The 25,022-nt window shown below is 60.3% G+C and carries 22 protein-coding genes and 1 pseudogene; 19 read left to right on the forward strand and 4 right to left on the reverse strand.

Annotated elements, in window-relative coordinates; translation table 11 throughout:
* The first annotated feature begins 73 nt into the window (after positions 1-73).
* From gyrB to ACX9OT_RS06960, 12 genes and pseudogenes are all read left to right on the forward strand, one after another.
* On the forward strand, positions 74-2,533 hold the full coding sequence (gene gyrB / locus ACX9OT_RS06905; RefSeq protein ID WP_032128508.1) for a DNA topoisomerase (ATP-hydrolyzing) subunit B: 2,460 nt from the start codon (positions 74-76) through the stop codon (positions 2,531-2,533).
* A gap of 67 nt (positions 2,534-2,600) precedes the next feature.
* Positions 2,601-3,446 (forward strand): CPBP family intramembrane glutamic endopeptidase, encoded by an 846-nt coding sequence (locus ACX9OT_RS06910; RefSeq protein WP_049399023.1) that lies wholly within the window; start codon positions 2,601-2,603, stop codon positions 3,444-3,446.
* A 71-nt stretch (positions 3,447-3,517) separates the two neighbouring features.
* Positions 3,518-4,324 (forward strand): M48 family metallopeptidase, encoded by an 807-nt coding sequence (locus tag ACX9OT_RS06915; protein WP_277779119.1) that lies wholly within the window; start codon positions 3,518-3,520, stop codon positions 4,322-4,324.
* A 132-nt stretch (positions 4,325-4,456) separates the two neighbouring features.
* A complete protein-coding gene (locus tag ACX9OT_RS06920; RefSeq protein WP_049462891.1) occupies positions 4,457-5,644 on the forward strand; it encodes a tetratricopeptide repeat protein in 1,188 nt (395 codons plus the stop codon).
* Positions 5,645-5,787: 143 nt separating this feature from the next.
* Positions 5,788-6,456 (forward strand): energy transducer TonB, encoded by a 669-nt coding sequence (locus tag ACX9OT_RS06925; protein WP_049420917.1) that lies wholly within the window; start codon positions 5,788-5,790, stop codon positions 6,454-6,456.
* Between the two features lie 94 nt (positions 6,457-6,550).
* Positions 6,551-7,312 carry a TonB-system energizer ExbB gene (exbB, locus tag ACX9OT_RS06930; protein WP_004132614.1) on the forward strand — a complete coding sequence of 254 codons (762 nt, stop codon included), beginning with the start codon at positions 6,551-6,553 and terminating at the stop codon, positions 7,310-7,312.
* Positions 7,313-7,374: 62 nt separating this feature from the next.
* On the forward strand, positions 7,375-7,800 hold the full coding sequence (locus tag ACX9OT_RS06935; protein WP_005411739.1) for an ExbD/TolR family protein: 426 nt from the start codon (positions 7,375-7,377) through the stop codon (positions 7,798-7,800).
* A gap of 3 nt (positions 7,801-7,803) precedes the next feature.
* Positions 7,804-8,217 (forward strand): ExbD/TolR family protein, encoded by a 414-nt coding sequence (locus ACX9OT_RS06940; RefSeq protein WP_005411740.1) that lies wholly within the window; start codon positions 7,804-7,806, stop codon positions 8,215-8,217.
* Positions 8,218-8,318: 101 nt separating this feature from the next.
* Positions 8,319-9,779, forward strand: coding sequence for a cardiolipin synthase (gene cls, locus ACX9OT_RS06945; protein ID WP_032129285.1), 1,461 nt, complete (start codon positions 8,319-8,321; stop codon positions 9,777-9,779).
* Between the two features lie 40 nt (positions 9,780-9,819).
* A complete protein-coding gene (locus ACX9OT_RS06950) occupies positions 9,820-10,089 on the forward strand; it encodes a hypothetical protein (protein WP_032129280.1) in 270 nt (89 codons plus the stop codon).
* Positions 10,090-10,098: 9 nt separating this feature from the next.
* Positions 10,099-10,842 (forward strand): pyridoxine 5'-phosphate synthase, encoded by a 744-nt coding sequence (locus ACX9OT_RS06955; RefSeq protein WP_277779118.1) that lies wholly within the window; start codon positions 10,099-10,101, stop codon positions 10,840-10,842.
* Between the two features lie 146 nt (positions 10,843-10,988).
* Positions 10,989-11,225 (forward strand): annotated as a pseudogene (locus ACX9OT_RS06960) (PA0069 family radical SAM protein); the annotation flags it as partial.
* Positions 11,226-11,384: 159 nt separating this feature from the next.
* Here the strand turns inward: ACX9OT_RS06960 and ACX9OT_RS06965 are convergent.
* The gene (locus ACX9OT_RS06965) at positions 11,385-11,609 is read right to left on the reverse strand and encodes a helix-turn-helix domain-containing protein (protein ID WP_012478633.1); all 225 of its coding nucleotides are present in this window, start codon (positions 11,607-11,609) and stop codon (positions 11,385-11,387) included.
* An 80-nt stretch (positions 11,610-11,689) separates the two neighbouring features.
* Here ACX9OT_RS06965 and ACX9OT_RS06970 point away from each other — a divergent pair, with 80 nt between their 5' ends.
* The 7 genes from ACX9OT_RS06970 to ACX9OT_RS07000 all read left to right on the forward strand — a co-directional run bounded on the left by ACX9OT_RS06970 (position 11,690) and on the right by ACX9OT_RS07000 (position 20,911).
* Positions 11,690-12,025 carry a hypothetical protein gene (locus tag ACX9OT_RS06970; RefSeq protein ID WP_012478634.1) on the forward strand — a complete coding sequence of 112 codons (336 nt, stop codon included), beginning with the start codon at positions 11,690-11,692 and terminating at the stop codon, positions 12,023-12,025.
* A gap of 150 nt (positions 12,026-12,175) precedes the next feature.
* Positions 12,176-13,267: a PA0069 family radical SAM protein gene (locus ACX9OT_RS06975; RefSeq protein WP_021204599.1), complete on the forward strand. Its 1,092-nt coding sequence runs from the start codon at positions 12,176-12,178 to the stop codon at positions 13,265-13,267.
* A 413-nt stretch (positions 13,268-13,680) separates the two neighbouring features.
* On the forward strand, positions 13,681-14,355 hold the full coding sequence (locus ACX9OT_RS06980; protein ID WP_229298499.1) for a hypothetical protein: 675 nt from the start codon (positions 13,681-13,683) through the stop codon (positions 14,353-14,355).
* A gap of 118 nt (positions 14,356-14,473) precedes the next feature.
* Complete coding sequence (locus ACX9OT_RS06985; protein ID WP_021204601.1) at positions 14,474-14,947, forward strand: NIF family HAD-type phosphatase; 474 nt, start codon at positions 14,474-14,476, stop codon at positions 14,945-14,947.
* Positions 14,948-15,566: 619 nt separating this feature from the next.
* A complete protein-coding gene (locus tag ACX9OT_RS06990) occupies positions 15,567-16,868 on the forward strand; it encodes a tyrosine-type recombinase/integrase (RefSeq protein ID WP_012478638.1) in 1,302 nt (433 codons plus the stop codon).
* A 90-nt stretch (positions 16,869-16,958) separates the two neighbouring features.
* Positions 16,959-18,800, forward strand: a complete 1,842-nt coding sequence (locus tag ACX9OT_RS06995) for a hypothetical protein (RefSeq protein ID WP_021204602.1) — start codon at positions 16,959-16,961, stop codon at positions 18,798-18,800.
* A 44-nt stretch (positions 18,801-18,844) separates the two neighbouring features.
* Entirely contained in the window at positions 18,845-20,911 is a 2,067-nt protein-coding gene (locus ACX9OT_RS07000) for an integrase (protein WP_229302253.1), read from the forward strand.
* On the opposite strand, the gene ACX9OT_RS07005 is transcribed toward ACX9OT_RS07000, so the two are convergent.
* From ACX9OT_RS07005 to ACX9OT_RS07015, 3 genes are all read right to left on the reverse strand, one after another.
* A complete protein-coding gene (locus ACX9OT_RS07005; RefSeq protein ID WP_146033496.1) occupies positions 20,874-21,299 on the reverse strand; it encodes a hypothetical protein in 426 nt (141 codons plus the stop codon). The genes ACX9OT_RS07000 and ACX9OT_RS07005 overlap by 38 nt on opposite strands.
* Positions 21,300-21,543: 244 nt before the next feature.
* Positions 21,544-22,965 (reverse strand): UvrD-helicase domain-containing protein, encoded by a 1,422-nt coding sequence (locus ACX9OT_RS07010; protein ID WP_012478642.1) that lies wholly within the window; start codon positions 22,963-22,965, stop codon positions 21,544-21,546.
* Positions 22,955-24,682 carry an ATP-dependent nuclease gene (locus tag ACX9OT_RS07015; RefSeq protein WP_005414983.1) on the reverse strand — a complete coding sequence of 576 codons (1,728 nt, stop codon included), beginning with the start codon at positions 24,680-24,682 and terminating at the stop codon, positions 22,955-22,957. The genes ACX9OT_RS07010 and ACX9OT_RS07015 overlap by 11 nt, the downstream gene beginning before the upstream one ends.
* Positions 24,683-25,022: the final 340 nt, after the last annotated feature.

The raw sequence follows: 25,022 nt of genomic DNA on the forward strand, positions 1-25,022 counted from the left end.
CGGGTTGGAATCCTTTCATTCTCGGCGCATCGCCCCAAGCGGTGCCCGACCTGCGGAGCCTACGGCAAGCGCAATGAGCGACGAACAGAACACCCCGGCAAACAACGGCAATTACGACGCCAACAGCATTACCGCCCTGGAAGGCCTGGAGGCTGTCCGCAAGCGTCCCGGCATGTACATCGGCGACGTGCATGACGGCACCGGTCTGCACCACATGGTGTTCGAGGTCGTCGACAACTCGATCGACGAAGCGTTGGCCGGCCACGCCGACCACGTTGCAGTGACGATCCACGCCGACGGCTCGGTCTCGGTGTCCGACAACGGCCGTGGTATTCCGACCGGCAAGCACGAGCAGATGAGCGCCAAGCTCGGTCGCGAAGTGTCTGCGGCCGAAGTGGTCATGACCGTCCTGCACGCAGGCGGCAAGTTCGACGACAACAGCTACAAGGTTTCGGGCGGCCTGCACGGCGTCGGCGTCAGCGTGGTCAACGCGCTGTCGCAGAAGCTGCTGGTGGACGTGTTCCAGAATGGCTCCCACTACCAGCAGGAATTCAGCAACGGCGCAGCCGTGACTGCGCTGGCCAAGCTGGAAGCCACCACCAAGCGCGGTACCACCGTGCGCTTCTGGCCGTCGACCGTCGCCTTCCACGACAACGTGGAATTCCACTACGACATCCTGGCCCGCCGCCTGCGCGAGCTGTCGTTCCTGAACTCCGGCGTCAAGATCGTCCTTGCCGACGAGCGTGGCGATGGCCGTCGCGATGACTTCCACTACGAAGGCGGCATCCGCAGCTTCGTGGAGCATCTGGCCCAGCTGAAGACCCCGCTGCACCCGAACGTCATTTCAGTCACCGGCGAGCACAACGGCATCGTCGTGGACGTGGCGCTGCAGTGGACCGACTCCTACCAGGAGACGATGTACTGCTTCACCAACAACATTCCGCAGAAGGACGGCGGTACCCACCTGGCCGGTTTCCGCGGTGCGCTGACCCGTGTGCTCAACAACTACATCGAGCAGAACGGCATCGCCAAGCAGGCCAAGATCAACCTGACCGGCGATGACATGCGCGAAGGCATGATCGCAGTGCTGTCGGTGAAGGTGCCGGACCCGAGCTTCTCCAGCCAGACCAAGGAAAAGCTGGTCAGCTCCGACGTGCGCCCGGCGGTGGAAAACGCCTTCGGTGCGCGCCTGGAAGAGTTCCTGCAGGAAAACCCGAACGAAGCCAAGGCGATCGCCGGCAAGATCGTCGATGCCGCACGTGCACGTGAAGCCGCGCGCAAGGCCCGCGATCTGACCCGCCGCAAGGGCGCGCTGGACATCGCGGGCCTGCCGGGCAAGCTGGCCGACTGCCAGGAAAAGGATCCGGCGCTGTCCGAACTGTTCATCGTCGAGGGTGACTCGGCAGGTGGTTCGGCCAAGCAGGGCCGCAACCGCAAGAACCAGGCGGTGCTGCCGCTGCGCGGCAAGATCCTCAACGTGGAACGCGCGCGTTTCGATCGCATGCTGTCCTCCGACCAGGTGGGTACGCTGATCACCGCGCTGGGCACCGGCATCGGCCGTGACGAGTACAACCCGGACAAGCTGCGTTACCACAAGATCATCATCATGACCGACGCCGACGTCGACGGCGCCCACATCCGCACCCTGCTGCTGACGTTCTTCTACCGTCAGATGCCGGAGCTGATCGAGCGCGGTTACGTCTACATCGGCCTGCCGCCGCTGTACAAGATCAAGCAGGGCAAGCAGGAGCTGTACCTGAAGGACGACCCGGCGCTGGACAGCTACCTGGCCAGCAGCGCAGTGGAAAACGCTGCACTGGTGCCGGCCACCGGCGAGCCCGGCATCGAAGGCCTGGCGCTGGAGAAGCTGCTGCTGGCCTACGCGGCGGCGCTGGATTCGATCGAGCGCAACGCACACCGCTACGACCGCAACCTGCTTGAAGCGCTGGTCGACTTCGTCCCGATGGACCTGGAAAGCCTGCGCGCTGCCGGCGAAGGCGAGGGCCTGGATGCACTGGCCAAGCGTCTCAACCAGGGCAGCCTGGGCAGCCCGCGTTTCACGCTGGAACTGCAGGACGCCAACGATGAGCGCCCGGCCGCTGTGCTGGTGACCCGTCGCCACATGGGCGAACAGCACATCCAGGTGCTGCCGATGTCGGCCTTCGAAAGCGGCGAACTGCGCGCGATCCACCAGGCATCGAAGCTGCTGCACGGTCTGGTCCGCGAAGGCGCGACCATTTCCCGCGGTGCCAAGTCGATCGAAGTCGACAGCTTTGCCAAGGCACAGAACTGGCTGCTCGAGGAGGCCAAGCGCGGCCGCCAGATCCAGCGATTCAAGGGTCTGGGTGAAATGAATCCGGAGCAGTTGTGGGACACCACGGTGAATCCGGAAACCCGTCGACTGCTGCAGGTGCGCATCGAAGATGCTGTCGCTGCCGACCAGATTTTCAGCACGCTGATGGGCGATGTCGTCGAACCGCGTCGCGACTTCATCGAAGACAACGCGCTAAAGGTCGCAAACCTGGATATCTGACACAATCGGGACACGGCCGGTGCGCGGGGAGGCGCGCCGGCCTTCGACTCTTGAACGCAGGTACCTGATGTCCGCATCCGCCCCGGTTTCCGCTCCGCCCCCGGTTCCGCCGGCTTCTGCCGCGCCGCGTGCCGTTTCGCCGTTGGCGGGGTTTTTCATCGACCTGGGTATCGCCGCTGTCACCCTGTTTGGCCTGAGCCTGATCAGCGGCCTGCTATGGGGCCTGTACCGTGGCGTGGTGGTCGGTTACGCGAACGCGCAGGCCGGCGCTGGTGCCCCCGACGCCAGTTCGGTAGCGGCGTCACTGGGCCAGCCGGGCGCGCTTGCGCAGATTCTCATGGCGCTGTTTGCCACCGGCGGCGCCGCGCTGCTGCTGTACTTCTGGCGACGGCCGGCCAATGCCGCCGAGCGCCACGCGTCGCGCCAGGCGCTGCGCCGTCCCTCCACCTGGGGCTGGACCCTGCTGGTGGCGACCCTGATCGTGCTCGGCAGCAATGGCATCGCCTTCCTGGCCAAGCAGTTCGGCATCGAGCCGGTTCCCACCAATCTGGCGCTGATGCAGAGTGCGATCGCGCGCTTCCCGTTGTTCCTGGTGCTGTTCGCGGTGGTACTGGCACCGGCCTACGAGGAGCTGCTGTTCCGCCGCGTGCTGTTTGGCCGCCTGTGGAAGGCCGGGCGCCCGTGGCTGGGCGTGGTACTGAGCAGCCTTGCTTTCGCCCTGATCCATGAAATCCCTGGCACCAGTGCCAACGGCCCGGCCGAGATCGCGCAGCTGTGGCTGGTCTATGGCGGCATGGGTGCCGCGTTCTGCTGGCTGTACCAGCGCACCGGCACACTCTGGGCCGCGATCACCGCGCACGCGCTGAACAACGGCGTGGCGCTTGCCGCGCTTGTGTTCTTCGGGGCAACGTAACGCCGTGTCCGCTTGACGAAAGATTAAGCCGCTACGCTACACACTGCGCATATGAACACGGGGGTGGATCCATGAAACAACTGCTGCTGGCCCTTGTCATCACCACCCTGGTCAGTGCCTGCGCGACCACGACCTCTCCTACCGGCCGTCGGCAGATGGTGGGCGGGGTGTCGCAGGCGCAGCTGGACCAGCTCGGCGCACAGGCGTTCGCCGAAACCAAGCAGAAGGAAAAGATCAGCACCAACGGCCGCCAGAACGGTTACGTGCAGTGCGTGGTCAACGCCCTGGTCGCGCAGCTGCCGCCTCAATACCGTGGCGTACGGTGGGAGACGGCCGTGTTCGTCGACAAGGAGCCCAACGCCTTCGCCCTGCCCGGTGGCAAGGTCGGCGTGAACACCGGCATCTTCACCGTCGCCAAAAACCAGGATCAGCTGGCTGCCGTAATCGGCCATGAAATCGGCCACGTCATCGCCCGCCACCACGAAGAGCGCATCACCCGGCAGATGGGTGCGCAGACCGGGCTGGCCGTGCTTGGTGCGCTGGCCGGCGCGGCCTACGGAGAAGGCGCTGCCAGCACCGTCAACCAGCTCGGGGGCATGGGCGCGCAGACCGCCTTCCTGCTGCCCGGTTCACGCACCCAGGAAAGCGAGGCCGACGTGATCGGCCAGCGACTGATGGCCCAGGCCGGTTTCAACCCGGCGCAGGCGGTCGACCTGTGGCAGAACATGATGGCCGCCAGTGGCGGCCGCAGCCCGCAATGGCTGTCCACCCACCCCGATCCAGCCAACCGTATCCAGGAACTGCGACGCGATGCACCGGGACTGACGCCGGTCTATCAGCAGGCGCAGGCGGCCGGGCTGCGGCCAAAGTGCGGATGAGTGCGCAGTTCTATGCTGTATTGCAGCACATAAAACGATTTCTCACGCCATCTGTTTCTGATACGTTTGGCGGCTCAGATTTTTCTGACAGTCCGACTTTGCCGCTATCCGGCGGTTCGATCGAGGTGAACGATGATTTTCCGTAACCACAAAGCTGTGCTTTCCGTCCTCGTCGCGACCGCCCTGACCGGCGCCGTGGTCACCGATGCCTTCGCGCAGTCCTCGCGTTCCTCCGAGCGTGGCAACCGCGGCGGCAAGCAGGCCAAGGCCGAAGCGCTGTACCCGAACGCGACCCGCGAGGAGCCGACCGTCAAGGCATCGGCCAAGCTGGGCAGCAAGCTGCAGAAGATGATCGACAGCTACAACAAGGAAAAGTTCCCGGAGACGCGCACGCAGGCCGACGCGATCCTGGCTGACAGCGCCGCGAACGAGTACGACAAGTCGCTGGCCGCGCAGCTGGCCTCGCAGGCCGCCTACCAGACCGACGACACCCCGGCTGCCGTGGCCTACCTGAAGCAGGTCCTGCAGTTCAACGGCCTGGACAACAACGGGCACTTCCAGTCGATGCTGATGCTGGGCCAGCTGCAGCTGCAGGAAGACCAGACCGCCGAAGGCCTGGCGACCCTGGACAAGTACTTCGCCGAGAGCAAGTCGACCAAGCCGGAAGAGCTGATCGCCAAGGGCCAGGCGCTGTACCAGCTGGAGCGCTACCAGGAAGCGATCCCGGTGCTGAAGCAGGCCATCGCCGGTTCGACCGAACCGAAGGACAACTGGAACCAGCTGCTGATGGCGGCTCTGTCCGAAGCCGGCCAGTCCGGTGAAGCGGTCAAGGAAGCCGAGGCCCTGGCTGCCAAGAACCCGAACGACAAGAAGGCCCAGCTGAACCTGGCCAGCATGTACATGCAGGCCGACCAGATGGACAAGGCGGCTGCGGTGATGGACAAGCTGCGCAGCAGCGGCCAGCTCACCGAAGAGCGCGAGTACAAGCAGCTGTACTCGATCTATGCCAACACCGAACACAAGGAAAAGGACGTCATCGCGGTCATCAACGAAGGGTTGCAGAAGGGCATCCTGAAGCCGGATTACCAGGTCTACCTGGCGCTGGCCCAGTCCTACTACTACTCCGACCAGGTGCCGCAGGCGATCGATGCGTGGCAGAAGGCTGCCCCGCTGTCCAAGGACGGTGAGACCTACCTGAACCTGGCACGCGTCCTGCATGCCGAAGGTCGCATCCCGGAGGCCAAGCAGGCCGCCCAGCAGGCGCTGGCGAAGGGTGTGAAGAACCAGGCTGATGCAAAAAAAATCATCAACCTGAAGTAAGTAGGAATAACGCCTGAATGCCTGCTCAGTTGATGCGCAGGCGCTCAGGATTGGTATAAGCTTGGAGGTTCCTGCGGTGTCATGCACCGCTGATCAGGGATTCCGCCCCCGGCATCCCGGCCCCACTATTGAGCTCTTGGCGCATGACGGAACAACTAGTCGTTCACCGGTACGAACAACCCGATGACAAGGGGCTGAGCTGGCCTCGCATCGTCGGCATCGCGTTTGTAATTGCCCTGCATCTGGCCGCGTTCATGATGCTCCTGATCCCCGCCGTGGCTCCCAAGGCCGTGGCTGAGAAGGAGCGCAACGTCATGGTGACCATCGTCGACGCGCCGCCGCCGCCCCCACCGCCGCCGCCGCCGCCGCCGCCGCAGGATACTCCGCCACCGCCGGTGAAGAATCTGTCGCCGCCGAAGCCGTCGCCGGTCCCGCCGCCGCCGCAGGCGCCGGTCGTGGACGTGCCGGAACCGCGTCCGAACGATATCGTCACCCCGCCGTCGCCGCCCGCGCCGCCGGCTCCGCCGACCTCGATCGAGGCCAGCGTGGATATCTCCTCGAAGGCCATGAATCCGCCGCGTTACCCGCCGGCAGCCTTCCGCGCGGGTATCCAGGGCGAAGTGATCCTGATCATTGATGTCGATGCCAACGGCAACGTCACCAATGTCACGGTGGAAAAGTCCAGCCGTAACCGCGACCTGGACCGTGCTGCGATGGAAGCAGCTCGCAAGTGGCGCTTCAACGCCGCTGAATCTGGCGGTAAGAAGGCGGCAGGTCGCGTTCGCGTCCCGGTCAACTTTGCGCTGAACTGATGCGTCCGGGTGGCCACCTGGCCACCCCCGCTCCCAGTTCGATTGTTTAGCTTAGCTACACCCTTTATCACCACACACAACAAAGGTAAGCGTCATGCTGCAGGAAATTTTCATCGCCGCTGCTGCCGGGGGCAATCCGTCCAACGCCCTGTCGCAGATGGGCTTCGAGCACCTGATCCACGAAATGACCACCAAGCCGGGTGATTTCGCGGTTTCCTGGGTCGTGCTGCTGACCCTGGTCGTCATGTCGGCCATGTCCTGGTACTGGACCGTCATCAACATCTTCCGCGCCACCCGCCTGAAGAGCGCCGCTGATCGCGTCGTCAGCCTGTTCTGGGATACCCCGAACGCGCAGGACGCCATCCGTGCGATGGAAGAACAGCCGGCTTCCGAGCCGTTCTCCAAGATCGCCCTGGACGCTGCCCAGGCGGCTGCCCACCACCAGCGCGCTGAAGGCGGCGCCACCGGCGGCGTGGGTGAGAACCTGAGCCGTTCGGAGTTCGTCGACCGCGCTCTGCGTCAGGCCGTGACCCGCGAAAGCAACAAGCTGCAGTCGGGCATGACCCTGCTGGCCACCGTCGGCGCGACCGCTCCGTTCGTCGGTCTGCTGGGTACCGTGTGGGGCATCTACGGCGCGCTGATCAAGATCGGTGCCACCGGCTCCGCTTCGATCGACGCCGTTGCAGGCCCGGTGGGTGAAGCGCTGATCATGACCGCGATCGGTCTGTTCGTCGCGATCCCGGCCGTGTTCGCCTTCAACTTCTTCAGCAAGATCAACAGCGCGACCATCAGCAAGTTCGATACCTTCGCGCACGACCTGCACGACTTCTTCGCCACCGGCTCGCGCGTCCGCTAATTGCGGCGCGCGTCACCCAGCGACGAACGTAAGTAGTCACCAAGATCTAGACGGAGCCCGTTATGGCTTTCAGTAGTGGTAACAGCGGCGGCCCCATGGCCGACATCAACGTTACGCCCCTCGTGGACGTGATGCTGGTGCTGCTGATCATCTTCATCATCACGGCGCCCCTGATGTCCCACAAGGTCAAGGTGGATCTGCCGGAAGCCAACCTGATCCAGAAGCCGGAAGATGCTGAAAAGCGTTCCGGACCGATCACCCTGGCAGTCAAGGAAGACGGCTCGATCTACTGGAACGACGAAGAAATCAACAAGCAGACTCTCGAGTCGCGCTTGGCGACCGCCGCCCAGCAGACCCCGCAGCCGCCGCTGAACCTGCGTGGTGACCGCACCACCAAGATGCGCGTCATCAACGACCTGACCAAGGTCGCGCAGGAGCAGGGCATGCTGGACGTCGGCTTCGTCGCGACCAAAGAAAAGGGGCAATAAGCCATGGCATTCAGTAGTGGTGGTGGCAAGGGCCCCATGGCAGACATCAACGTCACGCCCCTCGTGGACGTGATGCTGGTTCTGCTGATCATCTTCATCGTGACCGCGCCGATCATGACGTACCCGATCGCCGTGGACCTGCCGCAGCGCGTGCTCAACCCACCGCCGCAGCTGGTCGAACCGCCGCCGCCGATCGAACTCAAGATCGACGCCAGCAACCAGGTCTCGTGGAACAACAGCCCGATCAATACCAGCGAGCTGCAGCAGCGGATGGAGCAGGAGGTCCAGCGTGACCCGACCAACCAGCCGGAACTGCGCATCGACGCCAGCCCGGATTCCGAGTACGACGTGATGGCCAAGGTTCTGGCCGCCGCGAAGAATGCTCAGATGAAGAAGATCGGTTTTGTGCAGCAGTAAACGCTACACCGCAACACAACAGTCATGACGCGACTGCAGACGCCCCTGGAAACAGGGGCGTCTTTTTTATGCCTGACGGTCTGGACCGTTATGATCGGCGGATGCTCGCCCTCTTCGACTCCCTGCGCCATTGGCTCGACGGCATCGCCCACCTTGGCACGATCCTGGCGGTCGCCTATCTGCTGTACCTGTTCGCGCTGGCGGGCTGGATCATGCTGCAGAAGCGCGAGCCGGTGGCCACGCTGAGCTGGATCCTGTCGCTGGCGCTGCTGCCCTACCTGGGTCTCTTCATCTACTACCTGCTGGGCCCGCAGAAGGTGAAGCGGCAGCGCCTGCGCCGTGGCCGTGCCCGCTCGGGGATGGAGCACTACAGCGATGTCTGCCCACCCGACGCCGACTGCACCGAGCTGGCCAAGGTCGCACAGGCCACGACCGGGCTCGCGCCGAGCAGCGCCACCGAAGTCACCTGGCTGGTGGATGGCGCGGCAACCTACGCGGCCCTGCTGGACGCCATCGCGCAGGCCCGCGATCACGTGCACCTGGAGTACTACATCTTCAACCCGGACCATGCCGGCACCGCGCTGCGCGACGCCCTGGTCGAGCGCGCCCGCGCGGGTGTGCAGGTGCGCCTGCTGCTCGACGCGGTGGGTTCGTCTGCCCTGCCCCGCCGCTTCCTGCAGCCGCTGCTCGACGCCGGTGGCGAAGCGATCTGGTTCCACCCACGGCAGCTGCTGAAGCCATTCAAGCGCCCGTGGTTGAACCTGCGTACCCACCGCAAGCTGGTGATCGTCGACGGCCGCCTCGCCTTCACCGGCGGCATCAACATCACCGACGACGAGGATGAAAGCCGCAGGGCGGATGCCTACCGCGACCTGCACATGCGCATCCGCGGCCACGTGGTGCGCAGCCTGCAGCTGGTATTCGCCGAGGACTGGCTCTACGCCAGTGGACAGGATCCCTCGCGCATGGACATCGCGCGTCTGTGGCCGGCTGACATGCCGCTGCGCGGCGATGGTGCGATCAACGCCCAGGTGCTGGTCTCCGGCCCGGACTCGGGCTGGGAAACGATCCATCGCCTGCATGTGGCGGCGATCCAGGAAGCGCACGAGCGCGTCTGGCTGGTCACGCCCTACTTCGTGCCGGGCGAAGCGGCGCGGATGGCACTGACTTCGGCGGCACTGGGCGGGCTGGACGTGCGCCTGCTGGTGCCGAAGATGAGCGATTCCTGGTTCGTCACCCAGGCCGCCCGCTCCTACTTCGACGAGCTGCTGCATGCCGGGGTGAAGATCTACGAGTACGGCCCACGCATGCTGCATACCAAGGCCTTCATCGCCGATGACGACGTCTGCATCGTCGGCAGTGCCAACTTCGATCACCGCAGCTTCCGGCTGAACTTCGAGCTGTCGATGATGATCAGCGACCGTGACCGGGTGGCTGCGCTGGCCGAACTGCTGCAGGGCGAATTCGACCGTTCCACGCGGGTGCACGACCAGGCCGGTCGTTCGCTGTGGCTGCACCGCCTGCCCGAGGCCTTCGCCCGGCTGGCCTCGCCGCTGCTCTGACGCAGCGCTACACTGCGCCGATCATCCGGGGAGCCCGACTATGTACTGGTTGTACCTGCTGCTGGCGCTGGGCTGTTTCGCCTTCGCGCTGAAGACCCCCAGCCCCGGGCTGATGACCCTGTGCCTGCTGGCCGCCCTCGCCTTCCTGCTGGCCTGGGTACGCGGCCGCTATGTGGCCCGTTTCGGTGATCCACAGCGCGATCCGTCCACACTGGTCGATGCCGAAGAACTGCGCCGCCTGCGCGAACAGGCCCAGGCCCGCCGCGGTGACGACCCCAACGATCACGATCCATCCCCTCTTTCCAAGTAGTTTCGTTCCATGACCCAGCTCAGCGTCAACGTCAACAAGATCGCCGTCCTGCGCAATTCGCGCGGCGGTGCCGAACCGGACGTGGTACGCGCCGCCCAGGCCTGCCTGGATGCCGGCGCGCATGGCATCACCGTGCATCCGCGACCGGACCGCCGCCATATCACCGCCGAGGACGTGCTGGCCCTGTCCACGCTGACCCGCGCGCGTGGCGTCGAATTCAACATCGAAGGCAACCCGTTTGCGCCGCCGCGCGAGGGTTACCCGGGGCTGCTGCCGCTGTGCGAACAGACCCGTCCGGCGCAGGCCACCCTGGTGCCGGATGGCGATGGGCAGATCACGTCCGACCACGGTTTCGACTTCGAGCGCGATGCCGAGCGGTTGCGCCCGTTGATTGCCGAACTGAAAGCGATGGGTTGCCGGGTCAGCCTGTTCGTCGACGCGGGCAACCCGCTGCTGGAGCAGGCGGCCGAAGTGGGTGCGGACCGCATCGAGCTGTACACCGGGCCCTATGCGGAGGCGCATGCGGCTGGTGATGCTGACGCGATGCTGGCGCTGTTCGCCACTGCCGCACGCCGTGCACAGGCCGTTGGCCTGGGCGTGAACGCCGGCCACGATCTGTCGCAGGACAACCTGCGCGATTTCCTGGCCAACGTGCCGGACGTGCTGGAGGTGTCGATCGGCCACGCGCTGATCGGTGAGGCGCTGTACGACGGGCTGGACGCCACGGTGCGCGGGTACCTGGCGCTGCTCTGACCCCTCCCCTGTAGCGTCGAGCCCTGCTCGACTTCGGTCTTGGGCCACCCTGGGTGGGAGCCGAGCACGGCTCCCACCCAGGGTGGCGCTGAACCCTTCAGGCGGCCGTCGCAGCCATTGAGACAACCACGACGTACCCTGCCGCAATGGGTATTGCGATCAAGGGCCGAGGTTCCACGTCCCACCTTGCCGGGCGCTTTGAAAGCACTGTCAGCGAGGCGGTGGACGACGGCTGGGCGGTCGACGAGAGCGAGGAGTTCCTTGCCCCTCGCCTGCGTACCGAAGTGCGTGCCGAGACCGCGCGCAGCATCATCACCCGCAACAACTCGCCGGACGTCGGCTTCAGCCAGTCGGTCAATCCGTATCGCGGCTGCGAGCATGGTATCAATACCCCCTGATTGTTCACTAGATAAATCCATATAGATCAACAGGTTAGAGAATAATCAGTAAACACATTGCTATCGGCACAATCCCCCGCGCAGTGCCGGCCAAACACGCCCATCCTGGAGAGGTTGGCCAACCTTCGTGGTCTGCAAAGAGTGTTAGAGCCCTGCGGCGCGCAGCAGGGCCGACATCGAGGTACCCATGCCTTTAGCAACTCGCTCCAAGGTAGCGAGAGTGAGGTTCTTTTCGCCACGCTCGATCTTGCTGTAGTAGGCGCGGTGCATCTGGATGTGGTCAGCAAAGGCTTCTTGGCTGACACCCAGATCAATGCGATGCGCGCGGATCACATCTGCAAGTTTCGCTTGGTTCGTATGCTCGACCATACGAAGCAGCTTGTGGTTCCAGTACTTTAAAGACTACGCCTCTAAAGGTAGTCTACTTATAAGTACTAATTGCATCTCCCATGAACTTTTACCTCGTATGTCCGGAACTGGAGTTCACTCTTGAGCTTCCCTTTTCTCCCATGGGCAGGGAGCAGGTCGCTATGCAGATGCGTCGAATGCAAGAAGAGGAAGGGCAAGCAAGAGGCTTTGAGTACCGCCTGGCAGAAGAGCTCTCAAAGCTCATCCCCCAGCTAACGGATTGGGACATCAAGCCGCCCACGGGTGCACAGATGGCATATGCGACTTCGCTCTGCGCACAGTTGGGCATTCCACTGCCTGCAGCAACACGTCGATCGCGGGCATTGATGCAGATCTTCTTGGCGGAAGCCAAAGCGCTCCATGGCCAACGCAGCTGATAAAGGCCTTGCCAGCCGAAGCTGTGGATAAGCCTGGGCAGAACCTACTCGCCAAACGACCGTATGGCCTACAGCTAGCTGAATTTCACGGTGTTGCGGCGCCTGTGGTTAGCAATAATACTAACGGCCCGACCTTCCCAAGTTGTCGCCATGGAACAGGATGCTCGAAAGGCCCAAGTTCCCCTCAAAGGCAGAGGGGCCGCATCGCGTGTCCCAAGCCGTTTCGATACCACTGCAACAGTGGGAGTCGACGACGGCTGGGAGTCGGTCTACCAGGAGATGGAAGACGCGCCACCGCTGAGAACTCAGGTGCAGGAAGAGCGAGCGCGCACAGTGATCAGCCACAACTCATCCCCTGACGTTGGCTTTAGCGCGTCGGTCAACCCGTACCGCGGCTGCGAGCATGGCTGTGTTTACTGTTTTGCTCGCCCTTCTCACTCCTACTTGAGCCTTTCACCAGGCTTAGACTTCGAGACGCGCCTGTTTGCAAAGACAAATGCCCCGGAGCGCCTCAGAGCAGAAATTAGCAAGTCGAACTACAAGTGCACCCCGATTGCGTTGGGGATAAACACAGACGGCTATCAGCCGATTGAAAGGAATTACCAAATTACACGCCAATGCCTTGAGGTGCTTGCTGATGCCAAGCATCCGGTGAGCTTCGTCACCAAGAGTGCCTTGATCACCAGGGACGTCGAACTGCTGGCGTCGATGGCCAAGGATCGGTTGGTTACGGTCTACTTCTCGGTCACCACGCTCGACAGGAAGCTATCTGCAAAACTGGAACCACGAGCTGCTGCTCCCCACGCAAGGCTGCGAGCAATGAATCAGCTGCACGAGGCAGGAGTACCGGTAGGGGTTTTGATCGCGCCGGTCATTCCCATGATCACCGACCATGACCTAGAAGCCATCCTTGAGGCTGCTCACGAACACGGCGCTCGGGCAGCAGGCTACGTGCTTCTCAGGCTACCCAACGAGATTAAGGACATTTGGAGAGAATGGCTCGAGCTGCACTATCCGGACCGCGCTGCGCACGTGCTTAGCTTGATGCGACAGATGCATGGTGGAAAGGAGTATGACGCCAGCTTTGGCACCAGGATGTCCGGAACTGGCCCTGTAGCGGACTTGATCCGGAAGCGCTTTGAAAAGAAGCATCGTGAACTCGGTTTCACTAGGCTGCCAGCGCTGGCCACTCATCTTTTTCAACCTCCCCAAGACAAGTCGCCACAGGGGCAACTTTTCTAGCCGAACGGAAAACGAGGCTAGCATCAGTACAAAGCTATGGATGCAGTCCGAGCGGCGCCTACAGGGACAGAGCGTCCTAGGTTTCTGAGTACTGATACCATCTCCCCGAAAAGGAAATAGCATCTCCTCCGCAGCAAGCTTAGACGGCTTTCCAAACATATTTGGTTATCCCGCTTCCTCATGAAAAGGACCAGCGTATGCCCAAGCAAGTGAGAGGTTTATCAGTCTACCGAAGCACGATTGAGCGGCTGCCACAGTTTCGCATTCTTAGCGGCCCACTCACAGAACACCAAGCGGCGATGCTGGGATTCGACGACCTTCCGCTCGCAGGCGCTTCCATTGTGCCAAGCGCCGAAGGACCCGCGACGTTATTCAATGCCCGAGGCAAAGAGATCATCCGAAAGGACCTTCCGATGGTCACCAAGTCTCGATCAATCAATACCTCGTGGAAGGACTGGCACGGACACACTCACCACGGTACTCAGACAAGATCCTATGAGACCTATCCCAGGGAATACGTTGCACCACCTGGTGAATTCCTCACTGCTGTAGATACAGACAGTGGTATCGCAATGGCTACTAGGATCATTGACCGGACGGAGCCAGAAGAGAGCATTGCAAACCTCCTCAACATCTACCTGGAATGCTTCCAACACTTCGAAATCGTTGACCCGGACCTCGCGGTGCCGGTCAGGGTCGAGAAGATCAACTGGCGCATTCTCCCTCCGGGGAAGTTCCCGTTCGATAGAGCGATGCAGGTATTGGATAGTTATCTGAAGCAGTTGACCGACAGCGACCGCGCAGTCGCTAAGCAGCGCATCCGGACCATCACTCGTCACGAGCCCGACTTCATGGCAGTCGGATTAGGCGGTTTCAGTGAGTACATCGTTTTTGGGTTCACGGGAAGGAATCGATACGTGTTCGAGAGTCCCGAGTCAGGCAATGCCACTTACATCTTCAGGAACGAGTGGGAGGCGGTGTCTCAGCTCACCAAACGCCAGATCCTTCAAGAGCAGCTGCAGGAGACCAGGATCATCCACACCTCGCGTTGGGCCGTAGAGGTCTCAGAAGCAATCCAACGGAAGTGAAGTGGTTGGGCAAAGTTTCAGAGGGGCGTAGCCCGAACCGGTACCCTGTGACCCACGCCATGGATAGCTACCTACCGATGCGTTTACTCAGGCTTAGAAGCTTAGACAGGAACTCCCAATGAAGCCAACCATCCTGGCACTGGACCTCGAAGGCACGCTCATCTCCAACGCAGTCAGTCAGATTCCTCGCCCTGGGCTTCACCGGTTCCTAGAGGATGTCCGATCGCAGTTCGAGGAACTTGTACTGTTCACTACGGTTCCCGAGGCACTTGCAAGAAGAATTGCCGGACTCCTGGCTAGGGAAGGCAGTGTTCCGGCATGGTTTGTCGAGCTTCGATACATCCACTGGTCTGGAAGGACAAAGGATCTTTCCTATGTCTCCCCCCACGTGGGTGAAGCCCTTCTCTTGGATGACCATGGCCCCTATGTGCATGATGGGCAGGAGAGACTGTGGGTCGAGATCCCGCTGTTCGGCTCCCCGTACTCGTCAGACGATGACGGGTTGCAGATCGCAGCTGAACGCCTGACCGATCGCATCATTGAACTGCAGAGTGCATCCGACCTTGGCCACATGATCGCCGATCATGGCTGAGCAGCGCGTTGTCTCGATGGCTCGTTGAAAGAGCGCGTATGCAGCGGCCGTCCTCTCGCACATTCGGCACAGTTAGGGATCAGCACGCGGGCAGCACTCGAGAAACTCTTTGATAGCGTCGCTCCGGAGAACCCGGAGACGGCCAACCAAAGGTTGCCAGCAATCAAAAGTGGTGCAGTGGCGTTGCGGCAACCTTACCTTTGCCGGCAGCAATTGAATCGGTAGCTCCAGGCGTACCCACTGCCCAGCCAACACGCTTCCCTAAAGAACGCGCAGTAGCAACCGCGGCGTCTCCCGATTGATGATGTCAACTCACTGCCAGCCTTGGGTAGCCATTGACCGCGCGCTACCGATTGCCGCGCCAAGCGGACACCAACATTGGTACTGAAGGAGCAAATCTAGCCTGCGCGACGAACGAACCCACCTCTCTGTTGCGCACTTCCCCCGTACCAGCGAGCAGGTCTTCCTTCACACCGAGCGTACCAGTAGGGTCACGATCACGCGTAAATATATGAATCAATGGAAGTAAAAAGTAGGCATGATTCTCATTTCAGTTGTTAACGTACCGTAAGGCTCACAGCAAAAAAAACTTTCCGTATACCTGATAGCTTTCGGCGCCATGGTCTATGACGTCGAAATATGCACCGCACGTGCAATCGCTTCGGAAGCGACAGGAATCAAGTGTGCGCAAGGCGTACCCTTACCCGAAGGCTTCTGCTTTTTGGTCAGCAGGTCTGATGGAACGATCGTTCAGCCCGCTTTTGAATTCTTTGCAGATGCCCATCTAACGATCGGTCCAAAGCCAAAGCTTGCCTGCAGCAAGAACACAACCGCAGCTATCGCGGCTGACCTCACCGACTTCCATCACTTTCTTGACGCAAGAAAAAAGCTCGTTTCCGACGTAGATGAGGATCTCCTCAGATCCTATGCGGACACCTTGACTGACCTGGACTCTGCGGTGACCTTGGATAAGCTCGCCGCCGCGACTATTCATCGAAGATGGTCGACCGTGACCAAGCTAATCGCATTCTGCGTGAAACGGGGATACCTGAGGAAGGCACCAGCGCTGCTGAGCAAGCAGACGAAGCGAGGAACTGTTCAAGTTCTCGACGTTGGCGTCGACCTTCCCGGGCTGAACGACGCTGACGAACTCATCACTGCGCTCCATCCCGAGACCGTCGTCGGTATTCTTGACGAACTAGGTCCAAACCCTGTGCTCGAGCGAAACGGTCTGGTTGAACTGGCATACGCAACCACGGCGCAGCGATTGATGGCTGAGCTTTGCTATCAAGCAGGACTGAGGCGGGCGGAAGTGTGCGATCTCAAAGCGAAAACCATCCTTCAGGCCCGTACGGAAGGGCGCGATCCTCTCACTGCAGTCGCCATCCCCGTGCTCGGGAAAGGTAACAAGAAGCGCAATGTTCCCGTTCCAGTCTGGCTACTCAACGCGTTGAAGCGCTATGCCAAAGGTGTTCGGCAGCGCCTCGTTGACCTCCGACTGGGATACCACAAGCTCGAGGATCACGGCGTCCTATTCGTCCTCGACGCAAACAACCGCAAGCATGCGGGCAATCCGATAACCCCGCAGATCTTCGACCGGCATTTCGCCCAGGCCAAGGACAGGCTGCTCAAACGGCTCTCCAAAGAGCGTGACCTGGCTCGCTACGAATCCACGCAGCGCGAGCGAATAACCATTCACGCCCTTCGACACACCTTCGCCTTGTACACGTACATGGAGAAGCGCGCAAACGGTGACATGGATGCGATCAAGTATGTTCAGTCGGTACTGGGACACAGTCTCAGGGATACGACTGAGTCCATCTACCTGCGAAGCGCGAACGCATTCGAGAGCGAAACCAGGGAATCGATCAGACTGCACCTTGAAGGTCAACCCTTTATGCGAATCGGCGTCGAGGCCTGACGAGTTGGAGCTCACACGGCTCCACGGCCAGCATACGCACTACTCCTCGCATGTGACCGACTCACCTTATCAAATCAGATTGAACACGGATTGGAGCGTTACGTGGCAGGAAGAAGATCCGCCCAGCTGCGGCACGCCGTAGTAGTTGAGGAAAAGGTAGGCAACACAAAGAAATGGGATGTCCGCGAGAGCGCTGGTCGCCTAGAAGTCGCGTTCAGGCGCGCCGGAGACCTGCGCGACAACATCGTTAATCTCAGCCGGTGGAAGGGCATAGGTGCAGCGGCACCGCTCTTCGCCGAGGCGTTCTGCCGAGCTAACAAGAACAGCAGGGAGACGACTAGATCCTCTTCAGCTAACAACATCGTGAGTGGCCTGGTGCAGTACCTAACCGTAAAAGGGGTAAAGATAAGCGGCCCAGACGACACTCCAATGGATCTCGGCGAGTCCTTTCTAACGTATCTGAAAGGTAGGGATACCACGCACCCGACAGTTCTCTCGGTGGAGACCCAGCGCCACTATTACGGGACCTTCAAGAAGGTCGTTCTTGCGCTGCACGAGATGGATCCACGGTGGAAGGTGATCCGTATTCCGCCAAAGCCGTTCGCAGGACTGCCACGGAAGAGCAAGCCGAAAGAGCTGGACCGTGCGGCTTGGGCCAACGTCATGAAGGCGGCGGTCGAAGAATGCATATCGACAATGGACGAAGTGTGGCCGCTTCTAGATAGGGTTCACAGTGCCCTCGCTCAGAAGAAAAAGGGCGACGCTGTATCGCTAAGCGATCCGGCAGAGGCAATTGCTCAAATATTGGCAAACTTTGACGGTCATCTTCCTCGCCAAGGCGCGGTTCACAAGCTCCCAGGCGTAGGAAAGATCAGCGAAAGCGAGTACTTCCGTCTGAGGAGACTAGCGCACCCGATCGGCGGCGATCTGATCCCATTCTTTCTCGTACTAGCCATGCACTCGGGCTTCAACGAGCAGCCACTTAGAACACTCACCCTGAATGGCATATCGGAGCACTACCCGCTTGGACAAAAGCGAACGGTGATCAAGTCCTCCAAGCGCAGGGCTGGAAGTTCCGCTCAGGGCGCGACACAGCGAGCAGCCTTCCCCGCTAGCGATCACCCGCTAGCGCCTGAAAGATTGATCAGTTTCGTTATTGCTTGGACCAAACGAATCAGAGACTACGCTGCTGGTGAGCTTGCCAATGACTTCTTCCTCCACGCAGTTTCCGAAGGCGGGCGGCACAAGCGCCGAGGAATGCACATCGACTCCTACTCAGCCAGAACCGACGACGTGACCACGCGGGTGACCGGTTACATCACGTTGTTCTGCAAACGAAGGGGGCTTAAGTACTCTGGCTCTCAAGCAAACAGGCTTGCGTTCTCCGAAGCGGTTGATGGGCTGACCGACGGCGACGCCTTCGAGCTCCGAGCAATGCTAGGCCATCGGCTACTGTCAACTGGTCAAGACAGTTACCAGACAACCACGATGCAGCATCGGCAAAAGGAACAGCTGGCAGGAGCCATGACCGCACAGGAGCGCTGGGTGACTTCAAATGGAAAGATCGACACACGCTCCGCCCGAAGTGATCGTGAGCAAACGGCAGCCACGCAGGGCTTCTGCTGTGCAGATCCATTCCAAAGTCCTCAACCAGGGCAGCGCCATGGAAAGCTCTGCACCAGCTATGGTTCCTGTCCTGCATGCCCGCTCGCCGCAGCTGATCCAAACGAAGCCTACGCGCTCGCGCGCTTTCTTCAACTGCAGGAGCTATACGAAGAAGCCAGGGCAGAGCTCGGCAGCGAGATCTGGAGGCGAAAGTTCGAGAATGCCTATCTCGCTCTCCGCGATTCATGGATCCCAGCAGTGAGCACAACTGCGAATCGACAATCAGCGATGATGATCATGCTGACGCCCCTGCCTGGACTTGAATAGTCCGGCTGTACCGCCACTAGCGAATCAATTCTAGAGATATGGCTATGCCCGCAGCAAGAAAGGTCGAAACAGCGCAGGCAGCGACCCTGCATCCTTCCTTCCAAGTTGACTATGACAGTGATGTCTGGACCTTTGCCCAGACCACGGTCGGCCAACAGAAGGAGTTTGTCACAGTTGACTGGGCAATCCCTGTGGCACGCGGAGAGTTGCTCACGGACTACAAGCACAGAGGACTGCTCTCTGAGCTGAAGTGCTACCTCAAGACCGCCATCATTGAGGACACCGTACGTATGACGGTTGGGTCTATCCCTGGCACTTACATGGGCATGAGGGAGCTGGTGAAGTTCATGGGAGAGCGGGAGATCCACTCCCTCTTCGATATCACCACGGCGATGAGCTGGGACTACGTCGAAGGTCTCGAAGAGCAGTACATGACGGCCCGAAGTGATGCCGGTCGAGACAGGGCGTGGACGCATGCGACCGCCTACAAACTCATCCATCCACTTACACAGATCTACGAAATCGCGGACAGCTTGCGCGCCAGAGGCGGACAAGCACCGTGCGAAGCGCCGTTTGACGGAAGAAAGACCTACGACGTCGTGACAGAGCCGCTCGGGCTTGCTCGAACGGGTGGATTGATGCCTGTCCCGGACGAGATCTCGGTACCGATTCTTTCCTACGCATGTGAATGGATTGAGTACGGCTCGGAGGATGTGATCAGACTTCAGGCTGAGGTCATCCCGATGCTGATCGACGCAAGAAGTGCTACGGGACCGAGACGAATCGCCTGCTTTCGTCAGATCAAACGGCACATCGAGGAGTTCCAGATGAGCCCGATCCCAGGGACACTGACACCCTGGCATGAGCCATTGGCCACCATAGATCGGATTGATGACGCTGGTGACGAGCGCGAGATTAGCGGAACTCAGGGCCTGAGACGCCTAATACTAATGACTCAAAGCGCATGCAGTGTCTTGCTGCAGGGATGCACCGGGATTCGAGCTCATGAGCTGATTGGCCTCTCCCTGGACCACGATCCGACGCTACAGCACGGTGTGGTCAAGTCAGTGACGTCGCTAGACGGACTAATGGAGGTGTTCTCCATCTGTGGCATTTCCGCCAAAAGGGAAGCGACTCGCCATGAGTGGACTGCCGGACTGCGCCCGTTGGGCACGAATCACCTGCCGATCGTGCTGAAATCCGTCGAGGTGCTGGTGCGGCTAATGGAGCCTTGGCGAGCACTATCGGGCACTAAGTCACTGATGCTCAGCTTCTCCCACGCCAAGTCCCTTCCATCGGGTCCCGATGGAATCGGCCGAATGACAGCATCCAGAAATTCTCTGCTGCAACGTGAGTTTGCCGTCGAAGCCCTCACGAAGAAGCGTGGCATCGAAACGACGCAAGCTGTTTACGAGGTGAGGTACCTACGCCCGCAGCGATGGAGGATCACCTTTGCGCACTATGTGTTCCGATCCAAGCCGGAACTAATGCCAGCGCTACGGACGCACTTCCGTCACATGAGCGAGCAGATCACGGATCAAGGGTACATTGGAAACGATGCGGCTCTGCTCGAGAACTTGGAAGGAGAGAGAGTCATGGAGACCTCTCGGTTCCTAGTTCAAATCACCCTCGGCAGGCCGATCGGAGGTGGACCGGCGCAGCGTCTTCTCATGCAGCATGCCGAATCAATGACCGAGGCACTGTCCAAGATGGACGGAGAGACGCCGATCGATAAGGCCGTGGCATACGTGAAACTCACCGACCTGCGGATATGGACAGGGACCTACGCAAGTTGCCTGATTGATATGTTGCCTGACCGTTCCAGCTGCAACCCACAAGCAAGCCTCCTCACTGTCCGCGCCTCGCCGAACTTCGGCCTACGGTCGCCCGGCCTGTGCGCGGGGTGCAAGTGCTGCATCATCCTGCCAGAGCATAAGGACTTTTGGGAGGATCGCCTCCTGAAAAATCAGGCCATTGTCCAGATGGAGCGGACCAACTCTAGGGATCAGTATTCCAAGATTGCTATGAGCCGTGTTGTTCAGAGTCGAGCAGTGCTGAGGATGATATCCAACGCTACCGGGGACGCTTCCGATCGTTCCGGCGAAAGTTGACGACATTTGCTCCATCGTCTCTCTTGGTACTCTGCTTCTGAAGCCGGGACACTGCGAGTTGGAGAGATGCGTTGTGGATGTTGGTCTTGTAAAGCAGAGCCTTCAACCTTGCGTTCTCAGCCTTAACCCTGGCGAGCTCTTCAGCTACTGAGCCTCGCCTCTCCTCCTCAGCCAGCTCCTGAATTCTAAGCCAGACGTGCCCAAGTCGAGCGTGCCTTGATCCAAAGCTCCCTCTATTTACTCCTGCCTCTGCCGCGACCGCGGTAGGCGTGATGATCCGATGACCTGCGGCCATCTTTGCCTTCAGCAGTTCATTGGTCGGGCGTCGCTTCACCAGGCGGTCAAGAGCGGCCAATGCCTTATCCTCTACTGAGTTGGGTCTGCTCATTCTGCTGTCCGCTGACGCATCATTGGTAAGCAGATAGCCTACGCCACCTTCGCCGCCCAATCATCTAGGTGGGACAAGGAGAACCTTGAAATCAATCCTGATGCAGTCGCTGCCCGGCGAGACCCACGTTCTTCAGACCCAGATGTTCAGCAACGACTTTGGGACAAGGTCCATTGTGACCATTGCAATGATGAAGCGCCGCAAAGCTTCGTGCCTGATAGGGCGCAGAATGGTTAGGTTGAGGCTATGGGGTCGGGGTCAGCGTTGGGGTACTGGAGCAGATCACCAGCCCTTTCGCACCACGCGTGAGGGCTACATAGAGGTTCTGCACGCTCATGCTCTCCGGATAGAGGACCACGGCAATGTCTGCCTCGAGACCTTTCAGAAGGAGAGTGCTGCCGACTGCTCTGCGCGCAATGGGGCGGCTGAGGTGACGATTTCGCTCGCGGGCATGAAGTGCGGCTCCTAATAGATCTTGCTCTCCGTTGATAACGCTTCGCATGGCTGATCGACAGCAGTGCAGAATCTCGGGCCGATAGACCCGAGTGCCTGTCTGTTCGGCCAAAGCGTCCACCAGCCGCAAGGCGCGCGTCATGGTCCGCTCGGACTCAAAGGCGACTGCCTCAGCTTCTACAGGAGTTGGAGGTGTCCTGGCTCTCCCTCTACGAATGGTACCGACACGCGTCACTAGATTCGCCGTGCCGACGCCCGTCATCATGAGAGCGGAGAAGGTGGCCAAGTCTTGCAGCGCACTAGGAGCCTGAAGATTGAATTGCCTGGCGAAGTTGACGAGGTCTCGCATGTCCACGGCTTCTACCGCCATTGCCCCAGGCGTTTGGCTGGTGAGTTGGTGGCGGCCTTGAACATTCATGGACTCGCCAATTACCAGAACCGTTCCTTGGCTACCAGGCGCATTGGTCCGTGCCGCAGTCAATCTTTGCTGCACTTCACTACCGGCAACCAGCTGGATCCAACGAACGGATGACGGAGCCGTAGTTAGATCAATGGGTAAGCCGGCCGTAAGAGCATGCCTTTGGGATAGCAGCCACTGGCCCAGCTCTTCATTACCTGCAATTTGCCAGCGCCAAGGGGTTCGAAGGCTACCCGCTGCTGGGAAGGACGATTGAACGTCTTGTTCCCAGTGAACCAGCCGATTTCCGCCAAATCCGAAGATGGCCTGCAGAGGGTCACCGAGGACGCACGTGGGCAAAAGCGCAGCGAGGGTGGACACGATGGAGTGCTGAACGGTGCTGCAATCCTGATACTCGTCAACCAAAAGCCGGGCGTAAGTGGCTGCGATGGGTGCAGCGATATGCCCCGAGTCCAAGAGTTGCCGGAATGATTCACGGATCGCGGGGTAGTCGCTACCCGCGTTGTTGAGCTCCAAGAGTTGGGGATGATGGCCACTGCGCGCCGGGAACTTGGCGATGAGACGCATAGCGAATCCATCAATCGTCGACAGCCGATAGGCAGAGCTGGGCACCCCCGCGCGTTTCAAGCGTGTCCTCAACGCGGTGACGCCAGCATTTGTGTGAGTCAGAACAAGGATCGGTCTGTTCCCAGAGTGGGATGCCAGCGCCTCGGCAATCAGCTGGGTTTTGCCGCATCCTGCTGGGGCGGTGATCGATCCGCGTTGGATAGCTAGCAGATCGATTTCAGGCAGCACGGGTAAAGGCCCAGAGTTGGTCTACTACTGCCTTGAAGCTAGCGTCCGCGTTTGCGTAGCCCCGAGAGACGATATCCAGGACGATTGACTGGTAAGTCGTAAGCGACTTGAACCAGCTATTCTTTTTGATACGGGAGACTTCGCCAAGCAGTACGCGAATATCAGGCGGATAGGGTGAATTCGGCCTCAGCGCTTCGATGGACGCCAAAGTTGTTAGACCGTTCGATTTGGCAACCAGCTGTTGGTTCATAAGATCTTCGCCAACACGCTCTTTAGCCTTCAGGAGCAGGGCATCAATCGATGTGTCAGGAAGGCAGAGGAACAGCTCGTCCTCCAACGTCATTCCTGCCCGCCAAGTCACGAGGCTGCCGCCTGATTGAAGATATGCTTCTGCAACACCTGGAGCGGCAGGTTTGTCAGCGTCTATGAAGACGAGGACTCGGTAACCCAGATCCATAAGCGCAGTCGCTCGGGCAAAAGCGTTGTCCGGAGTGCCTCCGCCTGCATTGACGTATGCACCACCTAAAGCCAAGAAAGAGGATTCTTTGCTGGCTACCCCCCATAGATCGAGGCCACGCACAAACCCTACCTCGCTTGCTCCCTCGCACACAATCACAGACTTCGCCAGAAAGGCCTCCGGGTCAGTGCGCAGCGTGCTTTGAATCTCGTCGGTCGAGCCAGCGGAAATGACGACATGGCCAGCCGGTCGTGGCCGAACTACAAGCAGCTGCTCACCTGAAAGCTCACGAAGTGCCACAGGGGAGTGTGTTGTGAGAAACGCTTGGAGAGGCGGCGGCGTCTCCTTGGCTCCCAAGGAATCCAGCAGCCGCATGAGCCGATGGGGCTCTAACCCATATTCCACCTCATCCACCAAGGCAATCGGCGCTGACTCCGCCGCGGCCCGTTGAAGTCCCGTCACCAAGAGTCGAGAAGAACCCGTACCAAGGGACCGAAGGGGGATGCCTGCCTCGCTGTGAAGCGCGATGGCGCCTTCGCCGATGGAGACGGAGTGCGAGTCGAGTAAGGCCTGCGGCATCGATCCGACGTCAACTCCAAGGCTCTGGGCAGTTGTCCGGACGATTCCGAGTGTCTGACTCAGGTGGGGCGATGCTTGAGCGCCAAAGTTGGCGCGCGCCTGACGCGCTGCTAGAGCGAGCTGGGCTCCCAATTCTGCGCGCTCGTCTGTTAGCCGGTTGAGCACCGACCCGCGGCTCCAAGATAAGTTGGAGCTTGTAAAGCTGCCGATGCGTGCCGGAGCTAACACGATGCGTTCTTTCCAAGGCAGGCTTCGTTCCAAGCCTTGTTGAAGCGACCTATCGGAGATCAGCGTCCAGCTGGGCTCAAGGTCCGCCCCGACTTGAAGCAGCAGCGTAAGCACTGTCTCCAACCCCGCGGCGGGTTCGTCTTCTAGGGTGTCAAATACCGAATCGAATCCTCGCAAGAAGTCGCCATAGACATCAATGTCCATCAGCGATGCCGGCAGTTCCCCGAATGTCACGGCAATACGAATGGGCTCTGAGACATCGAGGTCAAAAAAGTCCATGTCGCCGAAGGAAATGCTTCGTCGAGCACCCAAGCACAGGTCGATGGCATCGAGGATGGTGGACTTGCCACTATCGCCAGGACCGATCAAACAGTTGATGCCCGGGGCGGGCGACCAGTCGAGCGCCTTGATGGATCGAAAGTTCCGAATGGCCAAATGGCGAATTCGAGGCATGGGGCGTCCTGTAAGAGGCTTGGTCAACGGTCCGTGTAGGACGCAGACTGACACCAACTCCTACTACGCCCCTGAGGCAATCCTAGCCCTAAAGCGTTCTGCCAGTCATTGGCTCATTGGTGGAACTTGGCGCCACGCCGAGCTGCTTCGCGAACTTCCCTAACCTGTAACGCGGCAACACTGAGAGAGCGGTTCCAGGTCGCTTCTTCCGTGGTCACCTGCCCGCTTGCAGGCGACGGAGGTCCGTTCATCGCCAACAGCGGACTTCCCTGAGCGAAGGAAATTGGTTCGCGAAGCTGAATAGGCTTGAGCTGGTGTCCGCCCGGCGCGCGGCGGTGCT

The organism is Stenotrophomonas genospecies 3, assembly GCF_054473855.1.

What these genes read in the sequence shown, in the direction of transcription:
- ACX9OT_RS06965 (WP_012478633.1), bottom strand. Translation starts at nt 11,609, where the DNA reads ATGGTCGAGCATACGAACCAAGCGAAACTTGCAGATGTGATCCGCGCG.
- ACX9OT_RS06985 (WP_021204601.1), top strand. Translation starts at nt 14,474, where the DNA reads ATGAAGCCAACCATCCTGGCACTGGACCTCGAAGGCACGCTCATCTCC.
- ACX9OT_RS06915 (WP_277779119.1), top strand. Translation starts at nt 3,518, where the DNA reads ATGAAACAACTGCTGCTGGCCCTTGTCATCACCACCCTGGTCAGTGCC.
- ACX9OT_RS06955 (WP_277779118.1), top strand. Translation starts at nt 10,099, where the DNA reads ATGACCCAGCTCAGCGTCAACGTCAACAAGATCGCCGTCCTGCGCAAT.
- ACX9OT_RS06940 (WP_005411740.1), top strand. Translation starts at nt 7,804, where the DNA reads ATGGCATTCAGTAGTGGTGGTGGCAAGGGCCCCATGGCAGACATCAAC.
- ACX9OT_RS06925 (WP_049420917.1), top strand. Translation starts at nt 5,788, where the DNA reads ATGACGGAACAACTAGTCGTTCACCGGTACGAACAACCCGATGACAAG.
- ACX9OT_RS06910 (WP_049399023.1), top strand. Translation starts at nt 2,601, where the DNA reads ATGTCCGCATCCGCCCCGGTTTCCGCTCCGCCCCCGGTTCCGCCGGCT.
- gyrB (WP_032128508.1), top strand. Translation starts at nt 74, where the DNA reads ATGAGCGACGAACAGAACACCCCGGCAAACAACGGCAATTACGACGCC.
- ACX9OT_RS06920 (WP_049462891.1), top strand. Translation starts at nt 4,457, where the DNA reads ATGATTTTCCGTAACCACAAAGCTGTGCTTTCCGTCCTCGTCGCGACC.
- ACX9OT_RS07015 (WP_005414983.1), bottom strand. Translation starts at nt 24,682, where the DNA reads ATGCCTCGAATTCGCCATTTGGCCATTCGGAACTTTCGATCCATCAAG.
- ACX9OT_RS06990 (WP_012478638.1), top strand. Translation starts at nt 15,567, where the DNA reads ATGGTCTATGACGTCGAAATATGCACCGCACGTGCAATCGCTTCGGAA.
- exbB (WP_004132614.1), top strand. Translation starts at nt 6,551, where the DNA reads ATGCTGCAGGAAATTTTCATCGCCGCTGCTGCCGGGGGCAATCCGTCC.
- ACX9OT_RS06935 (WP_005411739.1), top strand. Translation starts at nt 7,375, where the DNA reads ATGGCTTTCAGTAGTGGTAACAGCGGCGGCCCCATGGCCGACATCAAC.
- ACX9OT_RS07005 (WP_146033496.1), bottom strand. Translation starts at nt 21,299, where the DNA reads ATGAGCAGACCCAACTCAGTAGAGGATAAGGCATTGGCCGCTCTTGAC.
- ACX9OT_RS06970 (WP_012478634.1), top strand. Translation starts at nt 11,690, where the DNA reads ATGAACTTTTACCTCGTATGTCCGGAACTGGAGTTCACTCTTGAGCTT.
- ACX9OT_RS07000 (WP_229302253.1), top strand. Translation starts at nt 18,845, where the DNA reads ATGCCCGCAGCAAGAAAGGTCGAAACAGCGCAGGCAGCGACCCTGCAT.
- ACX9OT_RS06975 (WP_021204599.1), top strand. Translation starts at nt 12,176, where the DNA reads ATGGAACAGGATGCTCGAAAGGCCCAAGTTCCCCTCAAAGGCAGAGGG.
- ACX9OT_RS06980 (WP_229298499.1), top strand. Translation starts at nt 13,681, where the DNA reads ATGGTCACCAAGTCTCGATCAATCAATACCTCGTGGAAGGACTGGCAC.
- ACX9OT_RS06950 (WP_032129280.1), top strand. Translation starts at nt 9,820, where the DNA reads ATGTACTGGTTGTACCTGCTGCTGGCGCTGGGCTGTTTCGCCTTCGCG.
- cls (WP_032129285.1), top strand. Translation starts at nt 8,319, where the DNA reads ATGCTCGCCCTCTTCGACTCCCTGCGCCATTGGCTCGACGGCATCGCC.